We start from the raw sequence: 12,226 nt of genomic DNA, 5'->3' as shown, positions 1-12,226 counted from the left end.
CTAAAGCCTAAATCCCCCCTTTTACGGCTATGATTCTCCAAGAAGACCTTAACCAATGTTCGCCCCAACAACTCCGTGAGATGTTGGCCGAAGCAAAACGCGCTCAAAAGGTCTTTAAAGACAACCCCAATGTGCCTTTGAAGGTCGTCGCTAGTTACCAACTCGACGGTGACGAAATCATGTCCATTGAATCGGGTTTAACCCACGATTTTGTCGTGGCTGAACTACAAATTATCTCTCAACTCATTTTAGATGTACTTCAATCCCATGAATGATTTACAACAACGCTATTTGGGGGGTTTGCCCTTGCAAGAACCCGCCAAACCCACTTCCTCCCTGCTTAAAATCATCCTCACCGTCTTGGGTATCGTCATGGCTCTATTACTGTTCTTTTACCTAATCTTCATTCGACCTTTGACCAATAAGCCCAACAACACCACGGCCAATCAAGACACCGACGGTAAATCAACCAACAAAACCCAAGAACCTTCCCAGGAAACGGAAGGATCCGAACGGAGGGGGGCAGACAAGGATGAATCGCAGCAGGAAGAAGATGATGATGATGACAATGGAGGTTCGCCCCGACGCTCTACCGAGGAGGATGATTCCAACAGTGGTTCGCCTCGACGATAAATCTTTTCTATCCTTTTATCAGCCATGAAAAGATGTTTTTTCTACGAGTATGAGGAGGCGTCGGGATTGCAAAGGGGACAGCTCTGGCAAGCCCTCACCCCTGAGGAACAATCCCGTTTGAAACAAATGGGCTATTGTCCTAAGCGATTGCTCACCAGAGGGGCATTGGATTATCTCCTTGAGGTATTTCCCCTGCCTGACTACCAAACTCAACTCGTCAGCCTGACCGCCTATGAAAAACAATGCGGGTTGAGTCAGGGCGATTTGTTTCGGTTGTTGACTCCTGAGCAAGCTCACCAGTTGCACCAATTGGGCTACCGAAAGTTTCTTCGTTTGCCTTACCGTGCCATTCTTTACCTGCGTAGCCTTGGTATTTACTAATCCCTTTTCCATGAAATCCCCCGTTTGTGCCCTCAGCCCTTTGTTTATCATCATCTACCCTCATCACAACCAGATTAAGGGAATGGCCTTGCCCGTTTGTCCTACCCGCTTACCGACTTTGAGCTTGCCCCAAGGTTTCAAGCTAGGTACGCCCACGGGACAACGACAAACCGACGGCTTGGGTAAAGTTACGAGGGTGGAAATCCAACTCCCTACCCTTTCTTTTTGGTGTATTCTTCGCTATGGAAAGGGGTGGTGCCAAGATTGGATGGTGTTGGCGGGGTGGTTCAAAAATCGACGTCAACCCTTCAAGATTTGGGTCAAGCCTAACCAACTCAAAGCATGAAGTACGAGCAGGCATTTCCTATTTTGTTGGACATGGTCGAAAGGGGGTGGGTGATTTCCAAAGCTTTGAAGAAATTGGGGCTAAACAGGTCTATTTTTTACCAAAAATGCCCGCGAAAGCTGCTTTCTGAGCTGCAACACACCAAAGCGACGCATTTGGTCAAACCTGCCCATAAAGGCCCACGATTGAATGAATTTTTTGTCTTGTATTCCTTGTCAAATGAGGCCATTGTCCAGCCCTTTGGCGAAGTGGCTCATGAGGTTTAGGGGGCGTCTTTTTTTGTTTGCTATCAAAGTAAATCTATCTTTCGTTTGAGGGATAGGTTTCTCATTCTTAGGTTTTATTTTTTGGGTGGTACAAAACCTCTCTGCCGATGGCAGGGAGGTTTGTTAAAAAAATCCTCCAATGACCCTGATTGCCCGAAAGGGGTATTTTTATATGGTTCCACTTTTAAATTTCTTTCAACATGGCTGATACTGCCAATGGGTTATCACCCCCTCCTACGACCCAAGACGACGCGGTTAACCCCAACATCATTAGAAAAGAGGATGTTATCTCCAAACTATGGAACAGTAGCATCGGGGTGGGGGCTGTAAGTGCTGTTTTACTGATTGTTTCCATTTTTCTACGCCCCCTAAGGCGATATGCCAAAACATTGTTCGTCATACTACTGGTGGCAATAGTGATGGTCATAGTGATGGTCATAGGAATTCCGATAATGGTATTTAGCCGTATCGCGGCTGCTAAAAAGAAGTAAGCCCCCCAAAAGGCTGCCCCATTTCATTGGGTGCAGCCTTCTTTTTTTTGATAGCAAATTCATGCCCGGACTTGAAAAATTTTTGTCCCTGAGCAAGGATTTTGATAGCATTTTTTCCAAACTTTCAGCTGTAGCTACATTTTTGCAACCCCAAAATGATAGCAAAATGGGCGATTTTGGGCTAAAAATGCCATGTCTGTTTAGCTGTTGCTCATTTTGAAAAAAAAATTGCATAACATCCTATGAAATTATTAGGTACATTTTATTGAAAGTGGGTATATTTGGGGTATAGGCGTAATAGTTGCGTCTATATTATGTTGGGTGCAAGTGCAAAAAAGACACCCATTTGACAATTTTACACTTTTAGGCACTTATGACAAAAAACGATAATAGCAATATTTCTTGTAATAAAGGACACCGACATTTTCTATTTGATTTTCCAAAAGAGTGCCCACATTGTCATTCTAAAATACAACCAATACCTATTTTTTTATATCACGGACGAGTCGAATTTTCTTATGCTCTATTATCGTGTCCAGATGAGAAAAATTGCAATATGCCTTTTATAGCTTTTTATAAAAATGCTCAACACGACCATAATCAATTCATATTTCAAAATCAAACATCATTTGGAAGGTTTAAAAACAAGGACTTTTCGGAAATCATAAAAAACATATCCCCAAAATTTTGCCAAATTTATAACGAGGCTTACATTGCTGAACAACATGATTTATTAGAAATTTGTGGAGTTGGCTATCGAAAAGCACTTGAATTTTTGATAAAAGATTACCTTATTTTACAGTTCACAGACAAATCAGAACAAATAGCAAACGATCACAGGCTACAAAAAGTAATCAACGACTTTATAACAAATGACAACATAAAGAATAGTGCAACAAAAGCCTTTTGGCTTGGAAATGACGAAGCTCATTATGTTAGAAAATGGCAAAATAAGGATTTAAAAGATTTAAAACAGTTTATATATTTGTCTATTTCATGGATTGAACTTGAAGAACAAACGAAATCAATGAATGCCGAAATGAATTAAATTTTAGAAATTTGACAATCTGTTAAGTTTACAATAGTTGGTCAAATTGTTTTTATTTTAAGCATTTTTGTTATTCTACTAGACACATTAAAGACGCTAATGATAACATTTATACTCGCAATTTGCTTTGTTTCTAGGGGCATTTTATCTGCAGACAAAAAAGCAGATGCGGATAACACGGGTTTGTCGCAAGTGGGCTAACGTTCAGACTTTCGAGTTTCAAATTTCCCACCTGCTACAAGCCCAGAACCGTTGGTAGTAAGTGTATAAAGACAACTAAATGCCCAGTAAACGGGTAACAGAAAAAGTAAACCTTTTTGACAGTTGAATAAAGACATAGAAACGATATTTTAAACGAACAATAATTAAGCCGATATTCATTATTGAGCTTATATTTTTTATTTTTTTCTACCCGCATTTAAAAACAATTTTATACCAATTGCAAGTAACACATTTGCCCCTCCCTAACGAACAAAGACACCCTTCCGCAAAGCTAAAAGAATAACTCCCTCATAACACTTAACTAAATTTGAGTATGAATATTGAAGAATATAGAAAACATTTATTCCATCCAAAGTATGACAATTACTTGCTACTAAGACATTTAAAACAAGAAGATGATTTATTAAAAATTAAAAAGATTTATAAAAACATTTCTAATCACCCATTCATAAAGTCAATATTTAGAAGTAACCTAGTAGCAAAAAATTATTCTGACCTAAGAAAGCAGAAAACAGCCCCATTTTCAGGAAATTTTATTGGAGAATCAGCTTTTTATTTAATTAATCTTGGGGAAAATAAACTAACTATCAAATCTTTCATTAAATTAAAAAGCGATTTTGAGTCAGCTTTTTTATTAGAAAATTACGACTTGGCTGAAAGCATGCTACAAGAAATTGAAAAACTTACAGGGAAGTCTCATTGGTTAATTGAAAACAAATTACTATTAAAAGAACATAAGGAAGGAGTCCAATCAAACTGGAATGAAGTAAGTTCGCTTTCAGAAATCGTTAAAGACCCACTGGTATTACTATTTATTGAAAATTTAAGCAAGAAAGCAGAAACCAAAATCTCATATTTCAGGTATTTAAATATCTTTAGTAATCAAATTAGTGAACTCCAACACCATCATCCCTTACTATATGAATACTTATGCTTTCGTCTAAACTACTCTGCTTTTACTGGCTACGAAAACTTAGCATTTCTGCTTTTCGTAGAAAGCTCTTCGCCTTTAGTAGACAGATATTTAATTTTAAAGGACGTATTATCAGAATTACTAACATCACACTTCAGCGAATATTCAGGCATCTTATTACTTATCACAAAAGAACTTCATGAATTATTTCCTGAGGACACTCAGCTTTGTCAAATTTTAAGTATTAAAGATTATTCTTTTATAAATAAAATACCTACTAATTATGAAATAAGCCAATATATTAATGAATATTCTATAGGCAATTATAAGTACTGCATTTCGAATGCCCAAAAACTCATTCTTTTATACCCAAGTATAATTGAGGTTTATGAGATTTACATAAAATCTATTATTGAAAGTAACTTAGAAGCGAGTTTTAGCAATTTTCCTACGCATATAAAGAATATACTAACTACATTATTTAATATTTATACAAGTCAAGATAAAATTGAACAAACAATAGATTTAGGTTTAAAAATTTGCACTTCATTTTCTGCCACAAATTGGTCAAAACAATTCTTAAGTCTGATAAAATCATCGACATCGGTTAGCAATGGTAACAAATTATTTACAATACAATATATAATACATTCAGAAATACAAAATCCAAGAATTATTTACTATTCAGACAAACAAAATATTGACGATATCATTCGTGAATTATCTAAAAATAGAGAGTTAGAAATTTCAGTTAAAATTTTATCAAACATAATAAATGGAAACTATGAAGCGATAGCTATAAACTCAAACTTAACCATCTCAAAAAGAGAATTGCATTTTGGCAGGGCATTAATGAAAGCATTAAAATTTAAAGAAGCAATGATTCATTTTGAGTCATTACTCAAAATGAATCCTATCAATTCAATGTACGAAGAAGAATTAATTGTTAATCTGTTTAGGTGCTATATCAAGTTAAAGTTAAACAAAGAAGCCTGTTGCCTTTTTGTAAAACAATTTTTAAAGAAAAAAGAAACCACCAAAAGGCTAAATAAAATTAAACTTTTAGAAGCAATTGAAAATGGGGAAATAGAAAAATTAGCAGAGCTTATTGAGTTACCAATTTTTTACAAAGTAGCATCAATTGATTCATATCAGCAATATGTAGCATATGATACTTACTTAGAAAATCAGTTCATATCACGACCTACAGATTTATTTAATAAGATTGAAACACCTGACAAAAAAATGATTTTTTTTCTTAAGGAGGTTTGTACTATAGAAGTAATGCACCATTCATATCATTTTAATGGAACTGATGATATAGAAAATGAGAGGCTTAATATTCTCAATAAATTAATTGTGATAGACAATGAGAATGAAGATTCATATATTAAAGAAATAACTGAGTTAAACCAAAATGTTAATATAAGGAAAGCAATAAGAGAGGTAAATAAGGGCAGAATAACAGTAAATGTTCAACAGCTTAGAAATAATGAAACAAACAATGTAAAAGAAGCTTTTAACCGTTATAAAGAAATCGAAACATATAGTAAAAACAATGAACTCCGGGGTATTGATACTTCAGCCCAGCTTCTTAATGAATTATCAAATGCAAATTTAGATGAGCTATTAGGCACTAAGGTAGTATACACTAACGACCCAGCATTTATCTCATTTAAAGTAATATTTTTTGAAATAAGAGACAAGTTTCTTTTAAGCAAAGAATATGGTTTGGATGGATATTTAAGTACACGAATAAGGCACGGGACTTTACTTAATCATATTAGAAGTACTTTTGAATCTGAAAATATTATTTCACAAAGAGATAAAGACAATGTCTATTTGGAAATTGACGCTTGGAATAATGCAACCCCATCTGCTTTAATGGACAAAAGGACGAAAATACAAGAGTCAATAAAAAAATTTTCAAGATCCATAGACGAGTATACTGAGTTCCTAATTAAAGAATTAATTCAGGTTAAGACAGAAAAACATTTAAAGAAATCCAAAGCACTATTTGATTATAGCATATCAAATAATGAGTTAGCATTTCTGTTTGCCACAGCAAGAGAGAACATCAAGGACCATAACATTTTTTTGAGCTTTGTTTTTGAATACTTACAGAGAAACACTGAGAAGTTACTATCAAAAATAAGAGATATAATAAACAGTGAGGTAAAAGACAATTACAACAGGATTCTTCAAGATTTTAATACTGATGTAAAAGATATAATTGGCTCATTAAGTTTCCCTGAATTGACAAATGCAATTGGACTATGTGGTACTAAAATACAAAATGAACTAAAGAATATATCTGAATGGTTTTTTCTTTCAAATACAAGCAAAGATTTAATACTAGACTTGAAGGTTTTAATTCAAACGGCTATTCAAATCACAAATACAATTTACCCAAACAGCCGACTAAACCCGAAAATTATTGAAGAAAACTCAATACCAATGGTTGGGACTATTCACATAATTTATATATGTAGAATTTTACTAGACAATATTATAAACCACTCTAAAGTTCATCCAAGTGAATTAGATATTGAGATTTCATCTAAAGTAACAGATGATGAGTTTTTAGAAATCTCATTTAGAAATAATTTATCAGACAAAGTCAACAAAGATGATTTAAGAAACAAATTACAACAAGTTAAGAACAAATGGGATATTTCATCAGATGACTTTGAAAACATTGATATTGAAGGTGGCAGTGGCTTCAATAAGATAAGAAGGATAATAGCTTTCGATTTGGGCTGTGAGTCTTATCATTTTGACTTCAGCATACAAGACAATTTTCTCACAATTAAATTATCAATTGAATTTTTAAATATCCCAAAATATGATGAAGAAAACTAAAACTATACTCATCGAGGATGATTCAAAAAAAATAGAAGATATTAAAGAATTCATCACTAAAACACTGAGTTGCGAAATTTTTATTATCCGAGAATCATATCAAAGTGGAATTAGGGAAATACTTAAAAATGAATTTGATTTATTACTCCTTGATATGAGCATTCCCACTTATGACAAATCACCATTAGAGTCGGGTGGACCTTATGAGAAATTTGGAGGCTATAAGGTATTACGGGAAATTATAAGAAAAAAACGCCCTTTAAAAACAATATTAATAACAATGTTTGATGATTTTGGTGAAAGTGATTTGTCTATTACGTTATCTCAAATAGACAACTCACTTAAAGAAGAGTTTCCCGATTTATATATGGGTTCGGTTTTCTACCACGCAAGAGAAAACAACTGGCAAGATGAGTTAAGATTATTGATAAAAGCCCTTAATAATGATTGATATTTTAATCGTTGACGACAGCAATGACAAAGTTGCAAACATCCTTAAAGTAATTAGAAAATTGTCAAATGACATTTATGTAAATATTGCTATTGATTTCATTTCAGCTCAGACACAGTTAATTTCAAAACAATATGACTTACTAATTCTTGACATTAATCTCCCAATTAGAAATGGTGAAGAACCTAGCTTAGAAACAGGCAAAAATCTCTTATCAGAGATTAATCGTAAGCCCACTATTAAATCACCATTCTTTATTATTAGTTTAAGCCAATATTCAGAAGAATGCAAAGATTTAAGTAATATTTGGCAGATAGTAAATTATAAAGCTGAAAGCAATGAATGGAACAAACCTATTATAGAAATAATAAAACACATAATTAAGTGTAATTTTAAACAGGGTGCCACAATAGAAATAAAACCAACAATTTTTGTAGAGGGAAAAACGGATGAGAGAATATTAAAAGAATCTATTGGAATTTTCAAACCAGATTTACTAGACCTGATTACTATTCGATCAGAAACAAATGCAGGAGCAAGTTGGGTGGCAAGACAAATAATTGTTTGGGCTCATTCTCTCAGAAGAACAGACAACTACATTAAGGCTGTTGGATTGTTAGATGGTGATTTAGCAGGAAAAAAAGCAACGGATGAAGTCAAGAGAGTAATTAAAGATGAGTCGGCTGAGAGTAAAACATTTAAACTTATCAAGCTTAACCCTTCGTATGCAAGACATATAATTCCTATCAAAAATAAAGGATTAGACCTGCCTATAACTTTGGAGGAAATGTTTAGCATAAGTGTTTGGGAATATGCAAAAAATCAACTTTGGTTAGAGCCAAGAAGTAATGCTGATAGCATCCTCACCAATCCTGAGCAATGGAATAAATTTGAATTATCTTTAAAAGACTATTTACAAACATTAGGTTTGACTGAAGAAGAAAGTTTATTTTTAAACTGCGTTAAGAATGACTGCAAAGAGGCGTTTGTACAATACATTTTGAGTTTGAGTAAATCTGAAAAAAATATTGCATTGAATAGTTTCAAGAAATTAATTGATGATATTTCAGATTATATTTTAAAATAGAATGATTATTCAAGCACATTACCTAAGCCCTACGAGTCAAAGTACCGACCAAATCTTTGTCAAGAGCTTGCAATGACACCTCAATAAAAATTGTAAAAAAATACCGACCCTTTTAAAAAACAAAAAACGCCTTATACAACCCGACAGGCAGATAAGAAGTAAACTGACAATGACCCTAAAATTCAACACTAACAATGGTTTACAAAGACGAGCAGACAGAACACCAGCGGCCAACAGCCGTTTTGCAGGAGCGGCGGGCCCCTTCTTCTATGACAGTAAAGTACTAAATAAAATTTTATGTTTCTAATGAAGTTTAGTGCTGAAAATCCCCGCCTTCCTTTGGATGAAAAACAAAAAAATCTTTAAAAACTATGTTTTTGTCAATAGGGGTCTGGAGGTGTTGGTAACTCAGAATATTGTTTATAAATTAAAGATAGGGTAGGGTGAACTTTCCCACCTTCTTATATTTAAGGATGCATTGGCGTATTAGTCCCTTCCATATTTTCATATGTGCCAAATGGTAAAACGTTACTTTCTATTAAAAACAACTCACTCTAACCTACAACGAAACTATTTGATAGCAAGTTTTAAGGTCGACTTGCAAAGCTTGCATTCCTGAGTAATGATTTTGCTATCAAATTAAAGTGGCCATTGAGCTGATCATCACAGGAGCCGCAAAAGCACAACTTCAAAATGATAGCAAAATGAATGATGTTACCCTGCAAGAATATTAAACCTATGAAGAATAGACTACGACATAAGTCTGAACTTTTATCATTTCCCAAAAACCAAATCTCCTAAGTCATCATTTTCTTCACGGTAAGCAGAGTCAAAGTACTGTTCTGTAATTTGAATACTACTGTGCCCCAAAGCATCCGAAACAGCATGAATATTACCTCCTGAAGCTCGAATGGCGTTATTGGCAAAAGTATGCCTTGCGGTGTGCATACTGAAACGCGGAATACTTAGTTTTTCTGCTATATCATATAGGTGTCCATTGATTTGGGCATTGATGCTTTCAATATGATCACGAAGTTCTTTGAGTGTCACTTTTTGAGGATTGAGCTTTACAAAGGGAAGAATAAAGCCTTGGGCATTAGGAGGTAGTGACTGAAAATATTCAAAAATTTGAAGTGCCTGTTTGGGAATTTTTTTTGAGCTAAACTTCCTAGTTTTAGAAGCAAAATATTCACAACGCCCATTTTTAATATTATCCCAAGTCAACAAGAGAAGGTCAGTAACCCGAATACCTTGTAAATAAAACGACAACATAAAAGCATGTCGGCTATGATAGGCGACTGTTTCGAGCTTCAAAGGGAATTGCTCCACTCTTAAAAGTTCTTGTGGTGATAGTCTTCTTCTCACTGTTTTTTCGGTGACAAGCCTGATTCTATGCCAAGGGTTTTTGTCGGCATCATAAGCATTAGATATAATTGCCTCATTGAAAGCCGCTCGCAAATTCTTTAAATCTTTATGGATTGTGTTAATGGCATTGCCTCTCTTCTTCAGATACCTTTCATAACTTTTGATAAGCTGATAATCTAGCTCAGGAAATAGCAAATCTTCTCCTTTCAAAAATTCTTTAAACTTATTGAGTGTCCCTTGCTGATTTCCTTTGGTGGTAGGATTGGGAATATCGTCGATACGCTTTTGGGCAAACTTGATAAAACTCTCCCCCACAATCTCTTTCCTCAATCGTTTGGTCAGTTGTGAGGCCGTTAGCGGTTTATTCTGAACTTGGTTCTTCAGTATTTCTTGTTGGGCTTCAATTACCTTCGCTTTAATCGCGGCGTTAATAGCCGCATAAAGTGGATTAGACTTACGTACTTCTCTTTTTTCGGCGTTCCAATCTTTTACTTGTACCGCATATTCAAGGGTAATCCTTTTCAACTTTCTATTTTGGGTGATTCTGATTTGAATCGCATAAAGCCCGTCTTTATTAGGCCGGTTGTTAAGCTCAGGGACAACAGTCATTTTACTGAAACATTTTACTGAAACATTTTTAGATTTATGGTGATGCATGGCGATGCGAAAATAAACAAAAAACCCCTTAAACTGCTCATTTAAGGGGTTTTTTGTATCACCACGGGTTGCCATAAACTTAAAAAGTGACCTCGACGGGAATCGAACCCATATCAAGCGTTTAGGAAACGCTTATTCTATCCGTTGAACTACGAGGTCTAACCTTTGGGTTATTTGCCCGCAAATTTCAGAAAACTATTCCGCAAAATCAAAGTCTGTGAAGGGCATATTCAACCAATTTGGATAAATCATGAAATGTTTGCTCTTCACAAGCTCAAATACCTTGGTTCGTAGCTCATCCAAATTCTCTTTGTTTTGGGCCGATACAAACACTACATGGTCGGCTTTTCCGGTAAGATAGCTCTTTTTGAGCTTTTCCAAACTGAGGGCTTTGGTCTGTTGGATTACGACCTCTACCCCTTCGTTTTCTACTACTTCGTCAAAAGCCTCTTCTTTGGGATGGTAGGCATCTATTTTATTGAAAACCAAAACAGTAGGCTTATCAGCGGCTTTGATTTCGGTCAGCGTTTGATTCACAATCTCGATTTGCTCCTCAAAAGAAGCATGTGAAATATCTACCACATGAAGCAGTACATCGGCTTCGCGTACCTCGTCCAAGGTAGATTTGAACGACTCAATGAGCGTGGTAGGCAGTTTTCGGATAAACCCGACGGTATCGGTCAGCAAAAAAGGGATATTGTCGAGCACCACTTTTCTGACGGTCGAATCGACGGTAGCAAACAATTTGTTTTCGGCAAATACATCCGCTTTGGCCAAACGACGCATGAGCGTAGATTTGCCCACGTTGGTATAACCCACCAAAGCGACCCGCACCAATCGACTCCGTTCTTTACGACGCGTGATGCTTTGTTTGTCGATTTTTTCCAGTTTTTCTTTCAAAAACGCAATCCTGTCTTTCACAATCCGGCGGTCGGTCTCAAGCTCTTTCTCTCCCGGACCCCGCATCCCTACGCCCCCTTTTTGGCGGCTCAAGTGAGTCCACATTCGCGTCAAACGGGGATACATATACTGATACTGAGCCAATTCCACTTGGGTTTTTGCTTGAGCAGTTTGGGCGCGCATCGCAAAAATATCAAGTATCAACAAGCTCCGATCAAGCACTTTTATGTCTTTAAACTCTGCCTCAAGGTTTCGAACTTGTGAGGGGATAAGCTCATCATCAAAAATAATCATGTCCACGGGATTGTCGGTCACAAAGATTTTGATGTCCTCCAAACGTCCCTTTCCCACAAACGTCCGATTGTCGGGATATTCGAGTTTTTGGGTGAAGGTCTTGATGGTCTGAACCCCCAAAGTAGAAGCCAAAAAAGCCAACTCTTCCAAATATTCTTGGGTTTGCTCGGCGGTTTGGCGTTGGGTAGTTACAGCTACTAATACGGCTGTTTCTTGTTTTTTTGCAGTTGATATCATATTCTATAATCACTGAACACACGCCAAATACGCGAAAATGGGTTATGAAGAGCTATTTGTGCGTTTGTCAGGC

General features: G+C 35.8%; 12 protein-coding genes and 1 tRNA gene. 10 read left to right on the top strand and 3 right to left on the bottom strand.

Annotation, left to right across the window (positions count from 1 at the left end; genetic code table 11):
- The first annotated feature begins 29 nt into the window (after nucleotides 1-29).
- The 10 genes from P1X15_RS27455 to P1X15_RS27410 all read left to right on the top strand — a co-directional run bounded on the left by P1X15_RS27455 (nucleotide 30) and on the right by P1X15_RS27410 (nucleotide 8,700).
- The gene (locus P1X15_RS27455; RefSeq protein ID WP_277341337.1) at nucleotides 30-275 is read left to right on the top strand and encodes a hypothetical protein; all 246 of its coding nucleotides are present in this window, start codon (nucleotides 30-32) and stop codon (nucleotides 273-275) included.
- Nucleotides 268-633 carry a hypothetical protein gene (locus P1X15_RS27450; protein WP_277341336.1) on the top strand — a complete coding sequence of 122 codons (366 nt, stop codon included), beginning with the start codon at nucleotides 268-270 and terminating at the stop codon, nucleotides 631-633. Before P1X15_RS27455 ends, P1X15_RS27450 begins: the two co-directional genes overlap by 8 nt.
- Before the next feature lie 24 nt (nucleotides 634-657).
- Entirely contained in the window at nucleotides 658-1,014 is a 357-nt protein-coding gene (locus P1X15_RS27445; RefSeq protein ID WP_028668840.1) for a hypothetical protein, read from the top strand.
- A gap of 10 nt (nucleotides 1,015-1,024) precedes the next feature.
- Nucleotides 1,025-1,360 (top strand): hypothetical protein, encoded by a 336-nt coding sequence (locus P1X15_RS27440; RefSeq protein ID WP_277341335.1) that lies wholly within the window; start codon nucleotides 1,025-1,027, stop codon nucleotides 1,358-1,360.
- Nucleotides 1,357-1,626, top strand: coding sequence for a hypothetical protein (locus P1X15_RS27435; protein WP_277341334.1), 270 nt, complete (start codon nucleotides 1,357-1,359; stop codon nucleotides 1,624-1,626). Before P1X15_RS27440 ends, P1X15_RS27435 begins: the two co-directional genes overlap by 4 nt.
- 200 nt (nucleotides 1,627-1,826) lie before the next feature.
- Nucleotides 1,827-2,117 (top strand): hypothetical protein, encoded by a 291-nt coding sequence (locus P1X15_RS27430; RefSeq protein WP_277341333.1) that lies wholly within the window; start codon nucleotides 1,827-1,829, stop codon nucleotides 2,115-2,117.
- Nucleotides 2,118-2,490: 373 nt separating this feature from the next.
- Complete coding sequence (locus P1X15_RS27425; protein WP_277341332.1) at nucleotides 2,491-3,165, top strand: DUF4145 domain-containing protein; 675 nt, start codon at nucleotides 2,491-2,493, stop codon at nucleotides 3,163-3,165.
- A gap of 535 nt (nucleotides 3,166-3,700) precedes the next feature.
- Nucleotides 3,701-7,162, top strand: a complete 3,462-nt coding sequence (locus P1X15_RS27420; protein WP_277341331.1) for a hypothetical protein — start codon at nucleotides 3,701-3,703, stop codon at nucleotides 7,160-7,162.
- The gene (locus tag P1X15_RS27415; RefSeq protein WP_277341330.1) at nucleotides 7,146-7,613 is read left to right on the top strand and encodes a hypothetical protein; all 468 of its coding nucleotides are present in this window, start codon (nucleotides 7,146-7,148) and stop codon (nucleotides 7,611-7,613) included. The genes P1X15_RS27420 and P1X15_RS27415 overlap by 17 nt, the downstream gene beginning before the upstream one ends.
- Nucleotides 7,606-8,700, top strand: coding sequence for a hypothetical protein (locus P1X15_RS27410; protein ID WP_277341329.1), 1,095 nt, complete (start codon nucleotides 7,606-7,608; stop codon nucleotides 8,698-8,700). The genes P1X15_RS27415 and P1X15_RS27410 overlap by 8 nt, the downstream gene beginning before the upstream one ends.
- Nucleotides 8,701-9,474: 774 nt before the next feature.
- Here the strand turns inward: P1X15_RS27410 and P1X15_RS27405 are convergent.
- The 3 genes from P1X15_RS27405 to hflX form a co-directional block, all read right to left on the bottom strand.
- On the bottom strand, nucleotides 9,475-10,674 hold the full coding sequence (locus P1X15_RS27405; protein WP_277341328.1) for a site-specific integrase: 1,200 nt from the start codon (nucleotides 10,672-10,674) through the stop codon (nucleotides 9,475-9,477).
- 135 nt (nucleotides 10,675-10,809) lie between these two features.
- Nucleotides 10,810-10,881: transfer RNA gene (locus P1X15_RS27400), tRNA-Arg, on the bottom strand.
- A gap of 36 nt (nucleotides 10,882-10,917) precedes the next feature.
- Nucleotides 10,918-12,153 (bottom strand): GTPase HflX, encoded by a 1,236-nt coding sequence (gene hflX / locus P1X15_RS27395; RefSeq protein WP_277341327.1) that lies wholly within the window; start codon nucleotides 12,151-12,153, stop codon nucleotides 10,918-10,920.
- Between the last annotated feature and the right edge of the window lie 73 nt (nucleotides 12,154-12,226).

The sequence above is a fragment of the Runella sp. MFBS21 genome (genome assembly GCF_029433105.1).
Classification (GTDB): domain Bacteria; phylum Bacteroidota; class Bacteroidia; order Cytophagales; family Spirosomataceae; genus Runella.
Note: the sequence above shows the minus strand (reverse complement) of the source record. Positions and strands in the feature narration are given on the sequence as shown.

Bases quoted from the DNA above. Each gene is read 5' to 3' on its own strand.
- P1X15_RS27455 (WP_277341337.1), top strand. From the start codon at position 30: ATGATTCTCCAAGAAGACCTTAACCAATGTTCGCCCCAACAACTCCGT.
- P1X15_RS27450 (WP_277341336.1), top strand. From the start codon at position 268: ATGAATGATTTACAACAACGCTATTTGGGGGGTTTGCCCTTGCAAGAA.
- P1X15_RS27445 (WP_028668840.1), top strand. From the start codon at position 658: ATGAAAAGATGTTTTTTCTACGAGTATGAGGAGGCGTCGGGATTGCAA.
- P1X15_RS27440 (WP_277341335.1), top strand. From the start codon at position 1,025: ATGAAATCCCCCGTTTGTGCCCTCAGCCCTTTGTTTATCATCATCTAC.
- P1X15_RS27435 (WP_277341334.1), top strand. From the start codon at position 1,357: ATGAAGTACGAGCAGGCATTTCCTATTTTGTTGGACATGGTCGAAAGG.
- P1X15_RS27430 (WP_277341333.1), top strand. From the start codon at position 1,827: ATGGCTGATACTGCCAATGGGTTATCACCCCCTCCTACGACCCAAGAC.
- P1X15_RS27425 (WP_277341332.1), top strand. From the start codon at position 2,491: ATGACAAAAAACGATAATAGCAATATTTCTTGTAATAAAGGACACCGA.
- P1X15_RS27420 (WP_277341331.1), top strand. From the start codon at position 3,701: ATGAATATTGAAGAATATAGAAAACATTTATTCCATCCAAAGTATGAC.
- P1X15_RS27415 (WP_277341330.1), top strand. From the start codon at position 7,146: ATGATGAAGAAAACTAAAACTATACTCATCGAGGATGATTCAAAAAAA.
- P1X15_RS27410 (WP_277341329.1), top strand. From the start codon at position 7,606: ATGATTGATATTTTAATCGTTGACGACAGCAATGACAAAGTTGCAAAC.
- P1X15_RS27405 (WP_277341328.1), bottom strand. From the start codon at position 10,674: ATGACTGTTGTCCCTGAGCTTAACAACCGGCCTAATAAAGACGGGCTT.
- hflX (WP_277341327.1), bottom strand. From the start codon at position 12,153: ATGATATCAACTGCAAAAAAACAAGAAACAGCCGTATTAGTAGCTGTA.